Source organism: Mycobacterium sp. P7213, from assembly GCF_900604305.1.
GTDB lineage: Bacteria > Actinomycetota > Actinomycetes > Mycobacteriales > Mycobacteriaceae > Mycobacterium.
The window spans coordinates 1-20,541 of sequence record NZ_UWOA01000054.1; the positions used below are offsets into that span (position 1 = coordinate 1).

The following is a 20,541-nucleotide window of genomic DNA, read 5'->3' on the forward strand; positions in this document are numbered from 1 at the left end:
GCGTCCGCGCCCGCGCCACCGGCACCACCGTTGCCGCCGTTACCGGTTTGGCCGCCACCATGACCGCCGGCGCCACCGGCACCACCGTTGCCGCCCTCGATGCCGCTGCGGCCACCGCTACCGCCGCTGCCGCCGTTGCCGCTGGAGCCGGCAGCGCCACCGGCGCCGCCGACGCCGCCGTCGCCGTCGGCGCCCGTGCTGGCACCACCGCGCCCACCGCTACCGCCATTGCCGGTCTGGGTACCGCCGTGACCGCCGGCGCCACCGTTTCCGCCGTCCGTACCAGTGCCGCCGGCACCACCGGTACCACCGTCGCCGTTGGCACCGGCAGCACCGCCGAGGCCGCCCGCACCGCCGGCACCGAGGCCGGTAGTACTGCCGCCGGCACCGCCGGCACCGCCGTTACCGGACTGAGTGCCGCCCGTTCCGCCGGCACCGCCCGCGCCACCGTCCGCGTCAGCACCGCCGTTACCGCCGCTGCCGCCCTGCCCGCCGTTCCCGATGACGCCGGCCTTTCCGCCGGCACCACCGGCGCCACCGTCATGTCCGGCGACCGTGGAATCGCCCCCATTGCCACCGTTGCCACCGTTGCCGTAGCCCACCGGTGTGCTGCCGTCCGCGCCGTTGCCGGCCCGGGTCCAGTTGTCACCACTGAGGCCGCCCTGGCCGCCGACACCGCCATGAGCACCGGCGGCTCCGGCGTTACCGCCGTTGCCACCAGCACCACCGACCGGGCCGTCGGCGCCATCGCCGCCGGCACCACCGTTGCCACCGACGGCGGCATTGCCGGCGGCGCCACCGACGCCGCCGGCGCCGACATCACCGCGTTCGCCGAAGAGCCCACCGGAACCCCGCGCACCGCCGTTGCCGCCGTTGCCCCCGGAACCGCCGGAACCGCCGGCCCCGCCGTTGCCGCCGTTGCCGCCGGCCCCGTTGTTGATACCGGCCACCCCGGCCTTACCAATGAGACCATCGGCACCGATCCCGCCGGTACCACCGATTCCGCCGGCACCACCGCTGCCGCCGTTCCCACCGACACCGATCAAGACCCCGGCGCGGCCACCGATACCGCCGTTGCCACCGCTAGCGCCGTCGCCGCCGGCACCACCGGTCAGGCCCTGAGCACCGGCCGCGCCCACGGCGCCCTCACCACCGGCACCCCCGTTGCCGAAGAAGTACGCCGCGTCGCCACCGGTGCCTCCGTTGCCGCCGCCCACACCGCCGACACCACCGGCGCCGCCATCACCGAATAACCAGCCACCGTTGCCACCGGCACCACCGTCGGCGCCGGCAGAACCCATACCACCGATGCCGCCGTTTCCGAACATGCCGGCATCCCCACCGGCTCCACCGGCGCCGCCGTCGACACCGATTGCGCCCGCGCCGCCGTCACCGAACAGCAGGCCGCCGTCACCGAGGTCACCAAAGATTCCGAGGCCACCCAGCAGTGAGGTGTTGGGCCCGGTGAAGTCGTCCAGGCCGTTGCCGATCAGATCCCGGCCGATCAACCATTCGGTGGGCAAGTTGATCACCGAGTTGACCAGTTGGCCGAGGTCGCTGGTGACCCACAGCTGCCCCAGGCCGTACACCGCGGTGTAGAGGTCGGAGTACCCATTCCACACCGATTCACCGAGCGGCCCAAGCGAACCGTCCCAGGAGTCGGCAGACCCCGGGACCTGGTCAAACACGACGTCCTGGTTCGCCGGAGCGAACAGATCGACGATCGGCGCCCACAGGTCCTCGAAATCCGCCTGCGCCGGTGCCACCGTCACCGGCGCCATCCCGAACGCCAAGAATGCGGCAACCGCACTGCCGGTGCCCACCACGAGGCGGCGACGCTGTGGCGCCCGACCGTCCTGGACCTGACGATTCTTGACGCTACGACGCCGCTGACCGGACATCCTGAAGCCTCCCCAGACGTTGCCTAAGTCACGCTCACGATCGAATGTGAGCTTTCTTAGTTAAATCGAACAATCGATGGGCGTCAAACGGGGAGGCGAGGCTCACGTACGTGCACAGTTGTGCATGTTTCCCCCGCAAATGCGTACTTAGCTTCTAGATCCGTTCAAACGGTGCACGCTCGCGCTGGAGCCGGTGGTCAATCGACGCTGAGAACCGTTGCTCAGCACCGTCGATTCAGACCGACAGCACCGCGTCCAGCGCGGAGTAGAACAACCCCAGCCCGTCGTCGCTGGGCCCGGTCAGGGCCTCGATGGCGTGCTCGGGGTGCGGCATCAGCCCGACCACCCGGCCGTTAGCGGAGCTGACTCCGGCGATGTTGCGCAGCGAACCGTTGATGTTGTCGAGGTAGCGGAACACCACCCGGCCTTCGCCTTCGAGCTCGTCGAGCACCGCTTCGGAGGCCACGTAACGGCCCTCACCGGACTTCAGCGGCACCAGCAGGTCGGCGTCGGCGTCGAACCGGGAGGTCCAGGCCGTCGAGGTGGACGCTACCCGCAGCCAGACGTCGCGGCAGACGAAGTGCAGGCCGACGTTGCGGGTCAGCGCTCCGGGCAGCAGCCCGGCTTCGCACAGCACCTGGAAGCCGTTGCAGATGCCGAGCACCGGCATGCCCTGGCCGGCGGCCCTGATGACCTCGCCCATCACCGGGGCGAACCGGGCGATGGCACCGCAGCGCAGGTAGTCACCGTAAGAGAAGCCGCCGGGCACCACCACGGCGTCGACGCCCTTGAGGTCGGCGTCGGCGTGCCAGAGGCTGACGGGCTCGGCACCGACGAACCGGACCGCGCGGGCGGCGTCGACGTCGTCGAGGGTGCCCGGGAAGGTGATGACGCCGATCCGGGCGCTCACGATGTCTCCCGGCTGACGGTGAAGTCCTCGATCACCGTGTTGGCCAGCAGCGATTCGGCGATCTCGGCCAGTGCGGCGTCGTCGATCGAATCGTCGACCTCGAGCTCGAAGCGCTTGCCCTGCCGCACATCCGACACTCCGGTGTGTCCGAGCCGAGAAAGCGCTCCCACGATCGCCTGTCCCTGCGGGTCAAGGATCTCGGCTTTGGGCATCACGTGCACAACCACCCGGGCCACGGGTGCTCCCTACTGTCGACGGGGGAATCGGTCGGGTCAACAATACCGATGCCCGTCTGCGGCACCGGAGAGCACAATCTTTAGGTATGCAACTGACCCACTTCGGCCATTCCTGCCTGCTCGCCGATTTCGGCGGGACCACGGTGCTGTTCGACCCCGGCAACTTCTCGCACGGCTTCGAGGGCATCACCGGGCTGGCGGCCATCCTGGTCACTCATCAGCACCCTGACCACGCCGACGTGGCGCGGCTGCCGGCCCTGATCGACGCCAACCCGGGTGCGGCGCTCTACGCCGACCCGCAGACCGCCGCCCAGCTGGGCCCGCCCTGGCGGGCGGTGCACGTCGGGGACGGCTTCGACGTCGGTCCGCTGCGAGTGCGCGGGGTGGGCGGTCAGCACGCGGTGATCCATCCGGAGCTGCCGATGATCGACAACATCTCCTACCTGATCGGCGACGACGAGCACCCGGCCCGGTTGATGCATCCCGGCGACGCGCTGTTCGTGCCGGGCGAACCGGTGGACGTGCTGGCCACCCCGGCGGCGGCGCCGTGGATGAAGATCTCCGAGGCCGTCGACTACCTGCGCGCGGTGGCGCCGCGGGCGGCGGTGCCGATCCACCAGGGCATCATCGCCACCGAGGCGCGCGGGATCTACCACGGCCGACTGGCCGAGATGGGACGCGCCGACTTCCAGGTGCTTCCCGAGGAGAGCGCCGTCACCTTCTAGGCGATATCGCCGGCGGCGCCCCGGCCGGCGGCCCGACCGGAGAAGATGCACCCGCCCAGGAAGGTGCCCTCCAGCGCTCGGTAGCCGTGCACCCCGCCGCCCCCGAAACCGGCCACCTCACCGGCCGCATACAGCCCGTCGATCGGCTTGCCGTCCGCACCCAGCACCCGGGAATCCAGGTCGGTTTCCAAGCCGCCCAACGTCTTTCGGGTCAGGATGTGCAGCTTCACCGCGATCAGCGGTCCGGCGGCCGGGTCGGTCAGCCGGTGCGGAGCCACCACCCGGCCGATCCGATCACCCAGGTAGGCCCGGGCGCCGTGGATCGCGGTGATCTGGCCGTCCTTGCTGAATCGGTTCGCCACTTCGCGGTCGCGTGCGGTGACCTCGGCCTCGACCGTCGCGTAGTCCAACGGGACCACATCGGGCAGGTCGTTCATGGCGGCGACCAGGTCGCGAAGCGACGAAGCGTGCACGAAATCCACCCCGCGGTCGATGAACGCCTGCACCGGCGGGGGCGGTCCGGACCGGGCTCGCGACATGGCCAGCTGTCGCAGGCTACGGCTGGTCAGGTCGGGATTCTGCTCTTGGCCCGACAGCGCGAATTCCTTCTCGACGATCCGCCGGTTGAGCAGGAACCAGGTGTAGTCCTGACCGGAGCGCGCGATGTGTTCGAGCGTGCCCAAGGTGTCGAACCCGGGGTACAGCGGCCCCGGCAGCCGTACGCCGGCGGCGTCGAGCCACAGCGGTGACGGGCCGGGGATGATGCGGATGCCGTGGCCGGGCCAGATCGGGTCGTAGTTGGTGATGCCCTCGGTGTAGTGCCACATCCGGTCCCGATTGATCACCCGGCCGCCGGCCGCCTCGGTGATCCCGATCATCCGGCCGTCGACGTGGGCGGGCACCCCGGCCAATAGTTGCGCGGGCACCCGGCCCATCCGCTCCGGCCAATTCTGTCGCACCAGATCGAGGTTGCCGCCGATACCACCGCTGGTGACCAGCACCGCAGGAGCACGGAATTCGAACTGTCCCAACGTGTTCCGCGATGACGCCACGCCGCGCTCGGCGGCCGAGGGTTCCAGCACACTGCCTCGAACGCCGGTCACCCGGCCACCCTCGACGATCAGCTCGTCGACCTGGTGCCGGAAGGCGAACCGGACTTTTGAGCGGCCCCGCAGCCGGCCCGCGAAGATCTCCACCAGGGCCGGTCCGGTTCCCCAGGTGATGTGGAATCGAGGCACCGAGTTGCCGGGCCCGATGGCGCCGTAACCGCCGCGCTCGGCCCAGCCCACCAACGGAAAGACCTTCAGCCCGCGGGCCCGCAACCAGCTGCGCTTCTCACCCGAGGCGAAGTCCACATAGGCATGCGCCCATTGCCGCGGCCAATGGTCGCACTCCCGGTCGAAACCGGCGGTGCCCAACCAGTCCTGCAGCGCCAGTTCGTGACTGTCGCGGACGCCAAGCCTGCGCTGCTCGGGGCTGTCGACGAAGAACAGTCCGCCGAACGACCAGAACGCTTGTCCGCCCAGGTTCGCGCTGTTCTCCTGGTCCACGATCAGGACACGCTGACCGCGGTCCACCAGCTCGCAGGCCGCCACCAGGCCAGCCAGACCCGCCCCGACGACGATCGCGTCGGCGTCCGCCTTACCGCTCATGGCGTCCCAGGGTAACGACTCAGGCGCTCAACTCCGAGGCCACATCGACCGGCGGGAGTGGCCAGCGGTAGGGCTCCGGCCGGCAACCATGGCCCAACGCCGTGTCCACCGCATCCAGCATGGCCTCGGCCATGCCGGGCTTGCTCAGCTGCCGCGCCCCTACCGACAGCCGCACCACGCCGTCGCGGCGCGCGATGCGCTCACTGGTGGCCACCACCATCCGGCACCACCAGGGCGCACTGAGGAATCCGGCCCCGACGCCGACCACCCGCGCCCGCACGGTGTGGCCCAGCACCAGGTCGGTGACACCGTGCAAGCCGGCTAGGAGCCGGAAACCGTTGCGCGGCAACGCCTTGACCGTGCCCGGTGACACGGTCCAGCCGGGCGCGGCGAACAACCGGGTGCGCAGCCCCAGGTGTTCCAGTACGCGGTCGGCGCCGAGCAGTCGCAGATTGGCCTCGTGGGCGGGCAGCGTGGCGAACTCGCCACGCCGTTTCTTGGTGGCGGCCTCGTCGAAGCCGTGCAGCACGATCGCCGCGCCGTCGGCGCGCCGCTGCGCCAGCCACTCGACGGTGGCGGGATCGCGGTCGAGCCGGTAGTCGGCACCCAGTCGCGGTGCCACCAGCAGCGATACCGGTACGTCGCGGGCATCCAGTTGCGCGCAGAAGGCCTCGGCATCGGCGAGGGTGTGCGCCCCGATCCCGGAGACGGAGACGATCAGTTGGCCGGTCACAACACCAGTGTGACCAGCACAGGTGTCCAGTCGGTGACGCCGAGGAAGACGTCAGATAGCGCTTACGGAGTCGCCCGCCGGCGGCTGTGGTCGGCCGGATCGGTGGTGTCGGCGGCGATCGCCTTGAGCCGGGCCAGATCACGCGGATGCAGACCCGGAGTCATCTCCAGCGATTCCAGAAGCAGATCGGTCTGTTCACGCAGAGCGGGCAGGTGCTCCGGCCGGCCGTACTCCTTGACGTGGGCGACCAGCATTCGCAGCACCCGCAGGATCGCCGCCGCCACCAGGGGCTGACTGGGCGCAACTTGGCGAAGTTGGTCGAAACCGTGCCCGATGTACTCCTTGGGGTCGAGATCCCAGGGCCGCAACAGTATTCGCCCGTCCGGGCCGGCCACTGCCCGCGGTCGCGGCGGCACCGTCAGCACCCGGCGCAGCAGACTGCCCACCCGCAACGTGGCCTCCACCGCTGTGGTCGGGTCGTTGATCGCCGAGCTGAGTGCCCGCAGTCCGATATCGACCAGCTGGCGGAAGGCGAAGTCGACGTCTTCCTGCATGGTGCGACTGTCACTGACCACGACGGCCCGGGGCAGCTTCTGCCGCACCCGATCCGGATTGGCCGGCACCGGCCAGATGGTGACCAGCGGCTGACCCAGGTGGATGTAGGCGCCCACCCGGGTGTCCAGCCGGATGGTGGTGCCGGCGGGGATGGCAGCCAGCAGCCGTTGGGGTTCGACCTGGCTGACCCAGCCGTTGCCAGGCGAGGTCAAGCGCAACGCGTCCGGGGGAACATCCATGTCGGCCTCGTGGGCGGGTTGCTCGTGAGCAGCGGCGGCCGCGACAGCGTCGATCACCATCGAGCCCTCGGCCGCGATTTCACGCACCACCTGTCCGACTTCCAGCCGGTGGGCCAGGTGATCGACGTGCGCGATGATCGTGATGACGGTGCCGATCGTCAGCACGACCGCTACCGTCACCGTCAGCGGCGGCGCGGGGACCGGTGAAGACCCATCGAGATCAGGCAGGCTCAGTACGCAGTACACGAAGGTCGCGACCAGCAATCCGATCACCACCTGGCTGAGCCGGTCCCGGATGAACCAGCGCATCACTCGTGGCGACAGCTGCGAACTCGCCAGCTGCAGGCTGACGATGGTCAGCGAGAAGATGACTCCCGCAGTGGTGATCGTCGCGCCGGCGATCGTGGACAACAGTGTGGTGGCCACGCCACTGTCCATTTTCAGAAGGAAGCGCGGCGACGGACCGATGTTGCGGTCCGCCACCCGGGTGATGACGGCGAGCGCCATCCCGCCGAACACGATCACCAACGGCAGCGCGAACAGGCTCTCCCGGAACCGGTAGGCCAGCGCCGCTGCCCGCACGCTGGGGAAGCGCTCCGACCGGGTATGCATCAGCCAGGAAGGACGGCTTCGATGGCGGCGATCACCTCGGGTGCGTCCGGCACCGTGGTGGGCCGGAAGCGGTTGACCACCGTTGCACCCGGGGCGAGCAGGAACTTCTCGAAATTCCACTGCACGTCACCGGCGGCGCCCTCGGCGTCGGCGGTCTTGGTCAGCTCGGCATACAGCGGGTGGCGGTCGGCACCGTTGACGTCGGTCTTGGCCAGCAGCGGAAAGCTCACCCCATAGGTGGTCGAGCAGAAGGTCTGGATCTCCTCAGCGGTTCCGGGCTCCTGACCCATGAACTGGTTGCAGGGCACGCCCAGCACGGTCAGGCCGCGGTCGCCATAGTCCTGCGCGAGTTTCTCCAGCGCGCCGTACTGCGGGGTGAGTCCGCATTTGGACGCGACGTTGACCACGAGCACCGCGCGGTCGGCGTAATCGGCCAGCGAGGTGGAACGTCCGTCGAGGGTGGTCAGCGGGATTTCGGCGAGGCTCATGGCCGCGACGTTACCCGCAGCCGACAACCGCCAACAGCCAGGCGTAGGAGAACGCGATCTCTTTCCAGCGTTCGTAGCGCCCGGAGATACCGCCGTGGCCGGCGTTCATCTCGGTTTTCAGCAACACCGGGTTGGCATCGGTCTTGGTGTGCCGCAGTTCCGCGACCCACTTCGCCGGCTCGACGTAGTACACCCGGGTGTCATTCAGCGAGGTCATCGCCAGGATCGGCGGATAGTCGCGGCGGGCGATGTTCTCGTACGGCGAGTAGGACTTCATGTAGAAGTAGACGTCTTTGTCGTCCAACGGGTTTCCCCACTCGTCCCATTCGATTACGGTCAGCGGCAGGGACGGGTCCAAGATGGTGGTCAGCGGGTCGACGAAGGGAACCTGCGCCACCACCCCGGCGAACAGGTCCGGCGCCAGGTTGGTCACCGCCCCCATCAACAGCCCGCCGGCGCTGCCGCCCATCGCCACCAGACGTCCGGGCTGACAGGTCCCCGCATCGACCAGGTGTTTTCCCACGGCGACGAAGTCGGTGAAGCTGTTCTTCTTCTCCAGCAGCTTGCCGTGCTCGTACCACAGCCGGCCCATCTCACCGCCGCCGCGAACGTGGGCTACGGCGAACACCATGCCCCGGTCCAGCAGCGACAGCCGAGCGATCGAGAACTGCGGGTCCTCGCACGCCTCGTAGGCCCCGTATCCGTAAAGCATTGTGGGAGCGGGAAGTTCGATACCGGCGCGGTGCACGATCGACACCGGGATTCGGGTTCCGTCCTGGGCGTAGGCCCAGTCGCGGTATTCGACGTAGTCGGTGCTGCGGTATTCGCCCAGCACCGGTTGTTCGCGCAGCAGAGTGCGTTCACCGGTCGCAAGGTCGATGTCGTAGACCCGTACCGGGGTGATGAAGGACGTCGCACCTACCCGCAGTTTCGGAGCGTCCCAGTTCGGATTGGCGGCCAGACCGGACGAAGTCAGCTCGGTGTCGAAGGTGATCTCTTGCGGCGGTTGGAGATCGCCGTCGGCGCCGATCGGCCACAGTTGGATGCGAGGCAGACCCTCGGCTCGGTACCCGATCACCAGATGGTGCGCGAAGGCGTCCACCGCGTCGAGTCGCACGTCGTCGCGTCCGGGGATCAAGGTCTGCTGCGCGGCCGGATCGGAGACCGGGGCCTGCACCAAGGTGAAGTTGACCGCACCGTCGTTGTGCAGCATGAGGAATTGGTCCTGGCCACCGATGACGGCGTGCTCGACGGAGTATTCGACGCCTTCCCGGCGAGGAAGCACTACGGTGAACTCGGCCTGCGGGTCGGCTGCGTCGGCGTAGCGCACCTCGGTGGTTATCGACGAGCCGGCTGCGATCAGCACGTAGGCGTCGCTGCGGGTACGTCCCACCGACAGCCAGAAGCGTTCGTCGGCCTCGTGGTAAACCTGTTCGGCGGATCCTGCCGGAGCACCGATTCGGTGTCGCCACACGGTATCCGGACGCCAGGCTTGATCGACAGTCGTGTAGTAGACCGTCTGGTTGTCGGTCGCCCAGGTCACCCCGGCGCCGATTCCGGCGATCTCGTCGGGAAGAAGTTCGCCGGTACGAAGATCCTTGAACCGCATGGTGTACCGCTCGTCGCCGATGACGTCGACGGAGTAGGCCAGGAGGTGACTGTCCGGGCTGACGCCGGCGGCGCCAAGCGCAAAGAAGTCGTGCCCTTCGGCCTCGGCATTCTGGTCGAGCAGCACCTGCTCGCCGGGGATCTCGGTGGCCTCGTCGAGTTGCGGCGGATCCCAGTCATCGGGGCCGCTGATCGGGCAGCGGCAGTGGACGCCGTACTGCTTTCCTTCGAAGGTGCGCGCGTAGTACCACCAGTCGCCGCGACGGGCGGGAACCGACAGGTCGGTCTCCTTCGTGCGGGCCTTGATCTCGTCGAAAATGGCCTGCCGCAAGGGCTCTAGGTGTGCCGTGGCGGCCTCGGTGTAGGCGTTCTCGGCTTCCAGGTGCGCGATCACGGCGGGATCAGACTTGTCGCGCAGCCACTCATAGGAGTCGACGAAGACGTCACCGTGGTGGGTGCGGGKGGTTTCTACTCGCTTCGCCGAGGGTGGGCTCGGCAGATCCTGCGACAGGTCGGTCATGCTCCGGGGCCGACCCAGTCGTCGAAGGACAGACCCGAAATACGTTCGTAGGACTCGATATAGCGGGCGCGGGTCGCCGCGATGATGTCGTCCGGCAGCGCCGGGGGTGGCTGATCTCCGGCCCGGTCCCAACCGGATTCCGGACCGGTCAGCCAGTTGCGGACGAACTGCTTGTCGAAGCTCTGCTGCACGACCCCGGCCCGGTAGTGGTCGGCCGGCCAGTACCGCGACGAGTCGGGGGTGAAGACTTCGTCGGCGAGCACCAGGTTGTCGTGTTCATCGACGCCGAACTCGAACTTGGTGTCGGCGATGATGATTCCCTTGGTCAGCGCGTGGTCGGCCGCCTGCACGTAGGTCGCCAGGGTGCGGTCGCGCAACTGGCTGGCGCGGACGGGGCCCACCAGGTCGATCACCTGAGCGAACGAGATGTTCTCATCGTGCTCGCCGATCTCGGCCTTGGTCGCCGGAGTGAAGAGCGGGTTGAGGAACTTGCTGGCTTCCATCAATCCGGGTGGCAACGGGATGCCGCACACGGCGCCGCTGCGCTGATAGTCCAGCAGGCCCGAGCCGGTCAGGTAGCCGCGGGCCACACACTCCACCGGCATCATCTTCAGCTGGCGCACGACCAGCGCGCGACCGAGCACCTCATCGGGGATGCGTGGGTCGTCAGGCGGCCCCGCCAGGTGATTGGGGGCCTCGACGAGGTCGAAGAAGAAGACGCTCATCGCGGTCAGGATGCGACCCTTATCCGGGATCTCACTGTCCAGGACGTAGTCGAACGCCGAGATCCGGTCGGTCGCGACGAACAGCAGATGGTGATCATCGATCCGATAGAGTTCGCGGACTTTGCCGCTGGCCAGGTGCTGGTAATCGGAGAGCGCGGGTCGCGGCATTGCGTCAGCCTATCGGGGACGACGCCGCGCGCCTCAACCCTGCCACGTGAACCACACTTCATGTACGGTAATTTGTCAGGTGTTTCACATGTAACGTCTAACTTTCACTGCCGGCGAGGAGCGACCGCCACATGACATCGCAACTGACCACCTCCGGTAATCGCCGACTGCGGCGGCGCAGCGGTCGCACGCAACTGGCGGGTGCAGCAGCAGCAGCCGGGTTGTCACTCGGGCTCGGGTTGTCACCGCTGGGCGCCGCGTCCGCGCACGCCGAGTTCTTAGACGACGCCTTCGAGCAACTCCTGGCCGGGATGGTCGTCGACTGGGGAGAGCCGTTCGCGGCCCCCGCCACCGAATTCGACTTCGCCAGCTGGTTCCAGCAATCGATCTACCTGCCCATCTACCACGGGCTGGATGAGTGGCTGGATACGCAGGCCGGTCAGCACGTCGCCGATTTCCTGAACGGGTTCGGCTCGTACGTGATCGGTGACGGCGCCACCGGAACAGCAGCGAACCCCGACGGCGGCGCAGCCGGGTGGTTGTTCGGCACCGGGGGGACCGGCTGGGACAGCGACCAGGCCGGAGTCGCCGGCGGTGCCGGCGGCGCGGCGGGACTTATCGGCAACGGCGGGGCAGGCGGCTTCGGCGGCGCCGAAGCCACCGGAGGCGCCGGTGGCAGCGGGGGCTGGCTGCTGGGTAATGGCGGGGCCGGCGGCGACGGCGGCGACGGCGCCAATGGCGGCGACGGCGGCAGCGGCATCGGCCTGTTCGCCGCCGGCGGCCACGGCGGTGACGCCGGCCAAGGCGACAGCGTCGCCTCCACTCCCGGCTGGGCGCGGCCGGCGCTGGGCGGGGCCGGCGGCAACCCCGGGCTGTTCGGCACGCATGGCTCCGTCGGTGCCTTCGGCACCTTGGACAGCGGCCCGCCGATCGGCAGCGGCGCCTTCAGCACCGCCGGCACCTGGCTCACCGACGCCGACGGCCGGGTGCTGATCCTGCACGGGGTCAACGAGGTCAACAAGTCTGCGCCCTATACCCCGGAGGCCGACCACTTCGACGAGCAGCATGCGGCGTATCTGGCCGCCAACGGCATCAACGCGGTTCGCGTCGGCGTGATCTGGTCCGGGGTAGAGCCCAGCCCCGGCCAGATCGACTACGAGTATCTGGCGTCGATCAAGGCCACCGTGGACCTGCTCGGTTCCTACGGCATCGTCAGCGTCATCGACATGCATCAGGACCTGTACAGCGACACCATCACCGGGATCGGTGACGGGGCGCCGGAGTGGGCGGTGCAGATCGGTGATGCGATCAATATCAACTTCGGCTGGCCGTGGAACTACCCGCTCAACGCCGCCGTGAACCACGCCTGGGATGCGTTCTGGACCAACTCCCCCGCCGCCTCCGACGGGATAGGCCTGCAGAACCACTACGCCAGCATGTTCCAGGCCGTGGCGGGCGTCCTCAACGGCAATCCCCACGTCGCCGGCTACGAGATCATGAACGAGCCCTGGCCGGGCTCGGGCTACCTGTCGACGGCGTTCGGCAACCCGTTCTTCGACACCCAGCAGTTGTCACCGTTCTACGAGCAGGTGACGGCGGCGATCCGCTCGGTGGACCCGAGCACCCCGGTCATCTTCGGGTCCAACACGCTGTTCGGCAACCTGCCGGTGCCCACCTTCGTGACCCCGCCGGATGATTCGAACACCATATTCGCCTTCCACAGCTACTGCCCGTGGTACGAGGTCTTGGGCAGCGACTTCGGTTGCGGGGCATACGAGGGCTACATCATGGATCACGCCGCGGCCTACTCGCAGGCACATGGCGTCCCGGCGCTGCTCACCGAGTTCGGCAACACCACCAACCCCGGTGTCATCTACGGCGCCACCGGCGCCGCCAATCAGCACGGCTTCGGCTGGCTGTTCTGGGATTACAACCACGTCCTCGTCCGTGACATGGAGCAGCCGCTGACCGGCGACAACGTGGCGACCGATGCGGTGAACGCCCTGGCCGCGCCTTACCCGCAGGCCGTGGCCGGCATCCCGGGCAGCTGGTCGTTCAACGACGGCACCTTCGCGTTCAGCTACTCCACCGAGATGGCTGACGGGTCGGGGCAGTTCGCCGCGGGGGCGCACACCAACATCTCGGTACCGCCCAGCCTCTACCCGGACGGCTACCAGGTGACAGTCACCGGCGGGCAGGTCGTGTCAGCCGCGAACGCCCCGGTGCTGGTGATCGCCTCCAACGCCGGTGCCGCCACCATCACGGTGACCGTCACACCCAACAGCTGACGGCGCATCGCCTGCCGGACGGGCTCCGGGTGTGTTGGGATCGGAGGCATGACATCCCGGCTGCTGCCCTATGCCACCTCGCCCGGCCGCTTGCTGGCCCAACTGCTGAGCGACCTCGTCGTCGCGGCATGGACCTTCCTGTGGGTGATGATCGCCCTGGCGGTGCACGGCGCGGTGACCACCATCGCCGGGGTCGGACGGCAGTTCGAGCGCGGCGCCAACGGCGTGGCCGACAGCTTGGCCTCGGCGGGCAAGAGCGCGGACCGGATACCGCTGGTCGGTGACGCTGTGAGCAAGCCGCTCACCGCGGCGGGTCATGCCGCAGTCGATATCGCCGGGGCCGGTCACAACCTCAACACCACTGCAGGTTGGCTGGCCTATGTGCTCGCCTTTGCCGTCGCCGCCCCGCCGATTCTGGCGGTGGCGATGCCGTGGCTGGCCTTGCGACTACGGTTCTTCCTGCGTAAACGGGCGGTGCTGGGCTTGTACTCGAACCCGGCCGGGCAGCAGCTGCTGGCGCTGCGCGCCCTGACCAATCGCCCACTGGGGAAGCTGACCGCGGTCAGTCCCGACCCCGCCGGGGCCTGGCGGCACGCCGACCCCGTCGTGATCGGGGGCTTGGCCGCGCTGGAACTGCACGCCGCAGGCCTGGCCCGCCGATCCCCGGTCGCGAGGAGCTAGGGGCGCAGCTCCACCATCATGTGCCGCATCCCGGTGTGCCGGTTGCTGCGCGTCCACTCCACCGGCGCCACCACCGCCAATTCACCGAACCGGCTCAACAGCTCCTCGTAGAGCACCCGCAGTTCCAGTCGGGCCAGGTGGGCACCCAGGCAAAAGTGCGCTCCGTGCCCGAAACCGATGTGGGGGTTGGGTTTACGGGTGATGTCGAACTGATCGGCCCGGTCGAAGACCGCCGGGTCCCGATTGGCCGAGCCCTCCCACACCAATACCTTCTGACCGGCTTCGATGGTCTGCCCCCCCAGCACGGCACGGCGGGTGGCGGTGCGCCGCTTTGACGGAGCCGGTGAGGTCCAGCGCAGGATCTCCTCGATGGCGGTGGGCAGCAGGTCGAAATCGCTACGCAGCAAACGATATTGATCGGGGTACGCAGACAGTGCCAGCAGCCCTCCGGCGATGGCGTTGCGGGTGGTCTCGGCGCCGGCGCTGAACAGCAGCTGGAAGAACAGATACACCTCGAGATCGCTGAGCTCGGGGTCGGTTGAGTTGGCCACCACCGAGAGCATGTCGTCGGCGGGCTCGGCCCGCTTAGCCGCGATCAGCTCACGTCCGAAGGTGTAGACCCGGTTGCCGGCGTCCTCGATAGACAGTCGCGACACCACCGCCTTGCGTGAGCCGCGGAAGTCGAAGCTGGGCTCTATCGCCTCGAACAGCCAGTGCCGGTCGGCCTCGGGCACACCCAACAGGATGCAGATCATCTGCATCGGCACCTCGGCGGCGATGTCGACCAGGAAGTCGAAGGGCACCCCGGGCTCGATGGCGTCGAGCAAGGACCGCGCCCGGTGCCGCAGGTCGGTCTCGACCCGGCGGATCATCCGCGGCGTCAACCCGGAGCTAACCAGCCGGCGGACCTGGGCGTGCCGCGGGTCATCCATCATGTTCAACAGCTGCCCGGCGATCGGCAGGTCCTGCAGCACGGTGCCGCCGAACGGCCGATCACCACCGGTGACCGAGGAATAGGTCTGCGCATCACGCAGCACTTCAAGCGTTTCGGTGTGCGTAGCCACCGACCAGAAGCCGTCGCCGTCGGGAGTATGGGCGGTGGGCTCGTGCCAGTACACCGGGGCGACGCGACGGTGCAGCGCGAACAGCTCGTGGGGGAAGCCGTCGGCAAAGTTGTCCAGATCGGTGAAGTCGATGCTCGCGAGCTCCTGGACCATGACGGTTACAGGATCGCGCCCGGGCTGTAGGCCGCCCCGGCCGGGTGCCGTTCGAGCAGTTCGGCCACCTCGGCCGCCACCCGGTCGACCTGGTCGGCGGCCGCACCGGTGAAAGCCTGTCGGTCGGCGACGGCCGCGTCCAGCGCGTCCCGGTCCAGCGGCAGCCGGTCATCGGCGGCCAGCCGGTCCAGCAGGTCGGGTTCGGCGCCCCGCTCGCGCATGGCCAGCGCGACAGCCACCGCGTGCTCCTTGATCACCTCGTGGGCGGCTTCCCGTCCCACGCCGGCACGCACCGCGGCGATCAACACCTTGGTGGTCGCCAGGAACGGCAGGTAGCGGTCCAGTTCGCGGGTGATCACCGCCGGGTAGGCCCCGAATTCGTCGAGCACGGTCAAGAAGGTTTCGGTCTGTCCATCGACGGCGAAGAAGGCGTCAGGGAGTGCGACGCGACGCACCACCGAGCAGAAGACGTCGCCCTCGTTCCACTGCGCGCCGGCCAGCTCGGCGGCCATCGAGGCGTAGCCGCGCAACACCACCTGCAGGCCGTTGACCCGCTCGCAGCTGCGGGTGTTCATCTTGTGCGGCATCGCCGACGAACCCACCTGGCCGGGCGCGAATCCTTCGGTGACCAGTTCGTGGCCGGCCATCAGTCGGATGGTCTGCGCCAGGGAGGACGGGCCGGCGCCCAGTTGCACCAGCGCCGAGACCACGTCATGGTCCAGCGAGCGGGGGTACACCTGCCCGACGCTGGTCAGCACCGCCGAGAACCCCAGAAAACCTGCGATGGAGCGTTCCAATTGCGCCAGTTTGGCGGTGTCGCCGTCAAACAGATCCAGCATGTCCTGCGCGGTGCCCATCGGCCCCTTGATTCCGCGCAGCGGGTAGCGCTCGATCAGCTCACGTACGCGCCGCAGCGCGAGCAGGGTTTCCTCGGCAGCCGACGCGAACCGCTTACCCAAGGTGGTGGCCTGCGCCGCGACGTTATGGCTGCGCCCGGCCATCACCAGGTCACGGTAGGCCACCGCGTGGCTGACCAGGCGCGCAGCGACCGCGACGCCGTGGTCGTGGACCAATTGCAGGGACTGGCGGATCTGCAGCTGCTCAACGTTTTCGGTCAGGTCCCGGCTGGTCATGCCCTTGTGGATGTGCTCGTGACCGGCCAGCGCATTGAACTCCTCGATGCGGGCCTTGACGTCGTGGCGGGTCACCCGCTCGCGGGCTGCGATCGACGCCAGATCGACATCTGCGACGACGGCTTCGTAGTCGGCGATCGCCTGTGCGGGCACCGGCACACCCAGCTCGGATTGGGCGCGCAGCACCGCCAGCCACAGCCGCCGCTCGGCAACGATTTTGGCCTGGGGCGACCAGATGTCTGTCATGGCGGTGCTGGCGTAACGGGTGGCCAGCACATTGGGGATGCTCACGAGCAGCTAGCTTACGGTCGTGCGCTCCGGGGGAGTCGGACTGGCCTGGGCAGCGGGCACGGCTTGCACCACGACCGGGCCTCGACCTTCGGACAGCGATATCGCGGCATCGATGAGGTGCTCGCCGACCACCTGGACGGCGCGCCACGGGGGCAGCGGTTCGCAGATGAAGGCGGGATTGGTTCGGGTGGCACGGCGCATCACGTGCTGGCACCCCTGCGAGAATTGCACGCGCTGCACCGTCGCGTCGTCGGCCCGGCTGGTCAGGGAGTACGGATTCTGGGTGTAGCGAATGCACGTGCCGTCCCGGTCGATGCCGTAGCCGGCCAGCAGACCGTCATAGGGGTCGACGGTGACCGGCCAGAAGGGCGGCGCGAGGTCGAAGGACCGCACGATTTCGTGCCGCGGCCCGACAGGGACGTGTCGGGTGAGGGATCGGGTGCGGCAGCGGGTGGCGATATCGAAGGGCCGCACCCGCCTGTTGTGCATGAAGACCAGGAAAACCTCGATTGCTATCCGGGCTGCCGGCGGCCACTCCAGAGGCGTCAACGCGACGTTACTTTCGTTGACGCGGCCAACGGTCAACATCGCGACTCCATAGGTCGATAAAAGCGGACAGGCCCCCCGTAGTCTGACACAGGTGTTCCGGGCCAGCCAGGCTGACGTCACGCAGGCCGTATTACCGAGCGCCCCGGAGTCGATGCCCGGCGACGCCGGCCCTTGGGAACAGGCACTGTCGGCAGGCCAAGCCAAACGCTTGGGTGTCGCCCGGCCGAAAAACCGGCGGATGCCGGTGGCAGGTCCTACAGCGCGTGCAGGATGTCCTCGACCCGGTCCTTGGCGTCACCGAACAACATGGCGGAGTTCTGCCGGAAGAACAGCGGGTTCTGCACGCCGGCATAGCCCGAAGCCATGGAGCGCTTGAAGACGATCACGTTGTCGGCGTCCCACACCGTCAGCACCGGCATGCCCGCGATCGGACTGGACGGGTCTTCGGCAGCGGCCGGGTTGACGGTGTCATTGGCGCCGATCACCAGGACCACCGACGTGTCGCCGAAGTCGTCGTTGATCTCGTCCATCTCCAGCACGATGTCGTAGGGCACCTTGGCTTCGGCCAGCAGCACGTTCATGTGGCCGGGCAGCCGGCCGGCGACCGGGTGAATGCCGAAGCGCACGTCGACGCCACGGTCGCGCAGCTTGCGGGTGAGCTCTGCGACCCCGTACTGCGCTTGAGCAACCGCCATCCCGTAGCCGGGGGTGATGATCACCGAGTCGGCGCCGCCCAGCAGTTCCGCCACACCTTCGGCGGTGATCTCGCGGTGTTCGCCGTAGTCCTTGTCCTCGGCCGGGCCGGCTTCGATCCCGAAGCCACCGGCGATCACCGAGATGAACGAGCGGTTCATCGCCTTGCACATGATGTAGGACAGGTAGGCGCCGGAGGAGCCGACCAGCGCGCCGGTGATGATCAGCAGGTCGTTGGAGAGCAGGAAGCCCGAGGCGGCCGCCGCCCAGCCGGAGTAGCTGTTGAGCATCGAGACGACCACCGGCATGTCGCCGCCACCGATGGAGGCCACCAGATGCCAACCCAGTGCCAGCGCCAGCACGGTGACCGCGATCAGCAGCCACAGCTGCGGCTCGTGCACGAACCACACCGTGAGTGCGAAGAACGCGACCAGAGCGCCGATGTTCAGGAAGTTCTTGCCCGGCAGCATCAGCGGGTTGGACTTCATCCGCGCGGACAGTTTGAGGTTGGCCACGATCGAGCCGGTGAAGGTGACCGCCCCGATGAACACTCCGATGAACACCTCAGCGGAGTGAATACCCAGCAAGCCCGAGGCCGCCAGCTCCTGCGCGTCAGGTCCGGTCCTGGCAGCCTCGACATGCAGGTAGCCGTTCCAGCCGACCAGCACGGCAGCCAGACCGACGAACGAGTGCAGCAGCGCGATCAGCTCGGGCATCCCGGTCATTTCGACGACCTTGGCCCGCCACAAGCCGATCGCCGCCCCCACCACGGTGGCCCCGATGAGCAACGCCAGGCCGACCGGATTGATGTCGTGATGGACCGCCAAGGTGATCGTCGCCGCCAGCGCCACCGCCATCCCCAGGATGCCGAAGCTGTTGCCGGCCTTGGACGTCTCGTGCTTACTCAGCCCGGCCAGGGCCAGGATGAACAGCAAGGCCGCGACGATGTATGCCGCCGAGGCGGCGGTCTCAACTGAAAACATAAGCGGGGTCTACTCCAAGTCGGGGTGCGCAGCGCCTCAGCTGCGAGAGAACATGGCGAGCATGCGGCGGGTCACCGCAAATCCACCGAAGATGTTGATGCTGGCCAGCAGGATCGCCGCGGCGGCCAAACTCGTGATGGCTGGGTCGCCGTGGCCGATCTGCAGCAACGCGCCGACCACGATGATCCCCGAGATCGCATTGGTCACCGACATCAGCGGCGTGTGCAGCGCGTGGTGCACATGACCGATCACGTAGTAACCGATCACGATCGCCAGCGCAAAGACAATCAGGTGCACCTGCAGCGCGGCCGGCGCCATCGCGACCAGCGCGAACAGCACGGCTGCGGCCGAGACCACCACACCCAGCCGGCGCCCGGCCGACATCGGTTCTTTGTTGGCCTGCGCGACCACCGGTGCTTCGGCGACTTTGGCCGGGGCGGCCGAGACCTGCACCGGCGGCGGGGGCCACGTCGACTCGCCGTCGCGCACCACGGTCATCGACCGCTGCACCACGTCGTCGAAGTCCAGCACCAGCTGGCCGTCCTTGCCGGGTGTCATCAACTTCATCAGGTTGACCAGGTTGGTGCCGTAGAGCTGCGACGCCTGCGCGGGCAGCCGGCCGGCCAGGTCGGTGTAGCCGATGATCGTCACCCCGTTGTCGGTAACGACGGCCTGGTCCTTGACGGTGCCCTCGACGTTGCCGCCGTTGGCCGCGGCCATGTCGACGATCACGCTGCCCGGCTTCATCGACGCCACCATGTCGGCGGTGATGATCCGCGGCGCGGGCTTACCGGGGATGAGCGCGGTGGTGACGATGATGTCGACGTCGGCGCACTGGTCGGCGTAGAGCTGCGCCTCCCGGGCCTTGTAGTCGTCGCTCATCTCCTTGGCGTAGCCGGTGGCCGATACCTCGGTCTCCGTCGATTCGATCGACAGGTATTCCCCGCCGAGCGAGCGGACCTGGTCGGCCACCTCGGGACGCGGGTCGGTGGCCCGCACGATGGCCCCAAGACTGCCGGCGGCGCCGATCGCGGCCAAGCCCGCCACTCCGGCGCCCACCACCAACACTTTGGCCGGCGGCACCTTGCCCGCGGCGGTCACCTGGCCGGTGAAGAACCGGCCGAAGACATGGGCCGCCTCGATCACGGCGCGGTACCCGGCGATGTTGGCCATGGAGCTCAGCACGTCCAGCGACTGCGCACGCGAGATCCGGGGAACCGCGTCCATCGACAGCGCCGTGATGGGCCGGCGGGCCAGGTCCTCCACGCGATCGGGGTTCAGGGCCGGTGCCAACAGGCTGACCAGCGTCGCACCCGGCTTCATTCCGTCCAGCTGCTCGGTCGAGGGGGCGTTGACCCCGAAGACGATGTCGGCGGTGCGGGCATCCCCGATGGTGGCGCCGGCCTCGGTGTACGCGGCGTCGGAAAAGGACGACGCTTCTCCGGCACCGGAATCCACTACGACGTCGTAACCGAGCTTGGCTAGTGCAGCGACGGTCGTCGGCGTCGCCGACACACGCGTCTCACCGGGCTGCGCCTCGGATAGGACACCGATATTCATGACGTAGCTCTCCACATCCGCGTCTCTTCGCCGTCTTCCGGCGCTTACGGCGCCTTTCCCAGCACCTCCGGACC

Annotated in this window: 17 protein-coding genes; 3 read left to right on the top strand and 14 right to left on the bottom strand. The window is 68.3% G+C overall.

Translation table 11 applies throughout. The annotated features are described in order from the left end of the window. From EJK91_RS21900 to purS, 3 genes are all read right to left on the bottom strand, one after another. Positions 1-1,901: PGRS repeat-containing protein (locus EJK91_RS21900; protein ID WP_346773475.1), on the bottom strand; the 1,901-nt coding region annotated here is incomplete at its 3' end. A 235-nt stretch (positions 1,902-2,136) separates the two neighbouring features. Further along, positions 2,137-2,811, bottom strand: a complete 675-nt coding sequence (gene purQ / locus EJK91_RS18035) for a phosphoribosylformylglycinamidine synthase subunit PurQ (RefSeq protein WP_125079605.1) — start codon at positions 2,809-2,811, stop codon at positions 2,137-2,139. Continuing rightward, positions 2,808-3,047 (bottom strand): phosphoribosylformylglycinamidine synthase subunit PurS, encoded by a 240-nt coding sequence (gene purS / locus EJK91_RS18040; protein ID WP_024441898.1) that lies wholly within the window; start codon positions 3,045-3,047, stop codon positions 2,808-2,810. Before purS ends, purQ begins: the two co-directional genes overlap by 4 nt. 86 nt (positions 3,048-3,133) lie before the next feature. On the opposite strand from purS, the gene EJK91_RS18045 reads away from it, so the two are divergent. After that, positions 3,134-3,772, top strand: a complete 639-nt coding sequence (locus tag EJK91_RS18045; RefSeq protein WP_024441899.1) for an MBL fold metallo-hydrolase — start codon at positions 3,134-3,136, stop codon at positions 3,770-3,772. On the opposite strand, the gene EJK91_RS18050 is transcribed toward EJK91_RS18045, so the two are convergent. From EJK91_RS18050 to EJK91_RS18075, 6 genes are all read right to left on the bottom strand, one after another. Beyond that, positions 3,769-5,424 (bottom strand): FAD-binding dehydrogenase, encoded by a 1,656-nt coding sequence (locus tag EJK91_RS18050; RefSeq protein WP_125079606.1) that lies wholly within the window; start codon positions 5,422-5,424, stop codon positions 3,769-3,771. The two genes, EJK91_RS18045 and EJK91_RS18050, sit on opposite strands and share 4 nt — an antisense overlap. 19 nt (positions 5,425-5,443) lie before the next feature. Then, complete coding sequence (locus EJK91_RS18055) at positions 5,444-6,157, bottom strand: DUF2334 domain-containing protein (protein ID WP_206430439.1); 714 nt, start codon at positions 6,155-6,157, stop codon at positions 5,444-5,446. 62 nt (positions 6,158-6,219) lie between these two features. Beyond that, a complete protein-coding gene (locus EJK91_RS18060; protein ID WP_125079607.1) occupies positions 6,220-7,563 on the bottom strand; it encodes a DUF2254 domain-containing protein in 1,344 nt (447 codons plus the stop codon). Further along, entirely contained in the window at positions 7,563-8,051 is a 489-nt protein-coding gene (locus EJK91_RS18065) for a glutathione peroxidase (protein WP_024441903.1), read from the bottom strand. Before EJK91_RS18065 ends, EJK91_RS18060 begins: the two co-directional genes overlap by 1 nt. Positions 8,052-8,061: 10 nt before the next feature. Continuing rightward, entirely contained in the window at positions 8,062-10,179 is a 2,118-nt protein-coding gene (locus tag EJK91_RS18070) for a S9 family peptidase (protein WP_125079608.1), read from the bottom strand. Further along, on the bottom strand, positions 10,176-11,072 hold the full coding sequence (locus EJK91_RS18075) for a phosphoribosylaminoimidazolesuccinocarboxamide synthase (protein ID WP_125079609.1): 897 nt from the start codon (positions 11,070-11,072) through the stop codon (positions 10,176-10,178). Before EJK91_RS18075 ends, EJK91_RS18070 begins: the two co-directional genes overlap by 4 nt. A gap of 131 nt (positions 11,073-11,203) precedes the next feature. Between EJK91_RS18075 and EJK91_RS23010 the strand changes: the two genes are divergently transcribed. Both EJK91_RS23010 and EJK91_RS18085 read left to right on the top strand, forming a co-directional pair. Then, positions 11,204-13,360 carry a cellulase family glycosylhydrolase gene (locus EJK91_RS23010; protein ID WP_125079610.1) on the top strand — a complete coding sequence of 719 codons (2,157 nt, stop codon included), beginning with the start codon at positions 11,204-11,206 and terminating at the stop codon, positions 13,358-13,360. A 48-nt stretch (positions 13,361-13,408) separates the two neighbouring features. Beyond that, the gene (locus tag EJK91_RS18085) at positions 13,409-14,041 is read left to right on the top strand and encodes a hypothetical protein (RefSeq protein ID WP_024441907.1); all 633 of its coding nucleotides are present in this window, start codon (positions 13,409-13,411) and stop codon (positions 14,039-14,041) included. Here EJK91_RS18085 and EJK91_RS18090 read toward each other — a convergent pair. From EJK91_RS18090 to EJK91_RS18110, 5 genes are all read right to left on the bottom strand, one after another. Further along, complete coding sequence (locus EJK91_RS18090; RefSeq protein WP_125079611.1) at positions 14,038-15,258, bottom strand: cytochrome P450; 1,221 nt, start codon at positions 15,256-15,258, stop codon at positions 14,038-14,040. The two genes, EJK91_RS18085 and EJK91_RS18090, sit on opposite strands and share 4 nt — an antisense overlap. Positions 15,259-15,263: 5 nt before the next feature. Beyond that, a complete protein-coding gene (gene purB, locus EJK91_RS18095) occupies positions 15,264-16,682 on the bottom strand; it encodes an adenylosuccinate lyase (RefSeq protein ID WP_125079612.1) in 1,419 nt (472 codons plus the stop codon). A gap of 6 nt (positions 16,683-16,688) precedes the next feature. Next, positions 16,689-17,270, bottom strand: coding sequence for a hypothetical protein (locus EJK91_RS18100; RefSeq protein ID WP_024441910.1), 582 nt, complete (start codon positions 17,268-17,270; stop codon positions 16,689-16,691). Between the two features lie 215 nt (positions 17,271-17,485). Then, positions 17,486-18,907 carry a Re/Si-specific NAD(P)(+) transhydrogenase subunit beta gene (gene pntB / locus EJK91_RS18105; RefSeq protein ID WP_125079613.1) on the bottom strand — a complete coding sequence of 474 codons (1,422 nt, stop codon included), beginning with the start codon at positions 18,905-18,907 and terminating at the stop codon, positions 17,486-17,488. A 36-nt stretch (positions 18,908-18,943) separates the two neighbouring features. Further along, positions 18,944-20,467, bottom strand: a complete 1,524-nt coding sequence (locus EJK91_RS18110) for a Re/Si-specific NAD(P)(+) transhydrogenase subunit alpha (RefSeq protein ID WP_024441912.1) — start codon at positions 20,465-20,467, stop codon at positions 18,944-18,946. Between the last annotated feature and the right edge of the window lie 74 nt (positions 20,468-20,541).

Coding starts and splice junctions, on each gene's coding strand:
- EJK91_RS18045 (WP_024441899.1), top strand. CDS start 3,134: ATGCAACTGACCCACTTCGGCCATTCCTGCCTGCTCGCCGATTTCGGC.
- EJK91_RS18050 (WP_125079606.1), bottom strand. CDS start 5,424: ATGAGCGGTAAGGCGGACGCCGACGCGATCGTCGTCGGGGCGGGTCTG.
- EJK91_RS18060 (WP_125079607.1), bottom strand. CDS start 7,563: ATGCATACCCGGTCGGAGCGCTTCCCCAGCGTGCGGGCAGCGGCGCTG.
- EJK91_RS18065 (WP_024441903.1), bottom strand. CDS start 8,051: ATGAGCCTCGCCGAAATCCCGCTGACCACCCTCGACGGACGTTCCACC.
- EJK91_RS18075 (WP_125079609.1), bottom strand. CDS start 11,072: ATGCCGCGACCCGCGCTCTCCGATTACCAGCACCTGGCCAGCGGCAAA.
- EJK91_RS23010 (WP_125079610.1), top strand. CDS start 11,204: ATGACATCGCAACTGACCACCTCCGGTAATCGCCGACTGCGGCGGCGC.
- EJK91_RS18085 (WP_024441907.1), top strand. CDS start 13,409: ATGACATCCCGGCTGCTGCCCTATGCCACCTCGCCCGGCCGCTTGCTG.
- EJK91_RS18090 (WP_125079611.1), bottom strand. CDS start 15,258: ATGGTCCAGGAGCTCGCGAGCATCGACTTCACCGATCTGGACAACTTT.
- EJK91_RS18100 (WP_024441910.1), bottom strand. CDS start 17,270: ATGTTGACCGTTGGCCGCGTCAACGAAAGTAACGTCGCGTTGACGCCT.
- pntB (WP_125079613.1), bottom strand. CDS start 18,907: ATGTTTTCAGTTGAGACCGCCGCCTCGGCGGCATACATCGTCGCGGCC.
- EJK91_RS18110 (WP_024441912.1), bottom strand. CDS start 20,467: ATGAATATCGGTGTCCTATCCGAGGCGCAGCCCGGTGAGACGCGTGTG.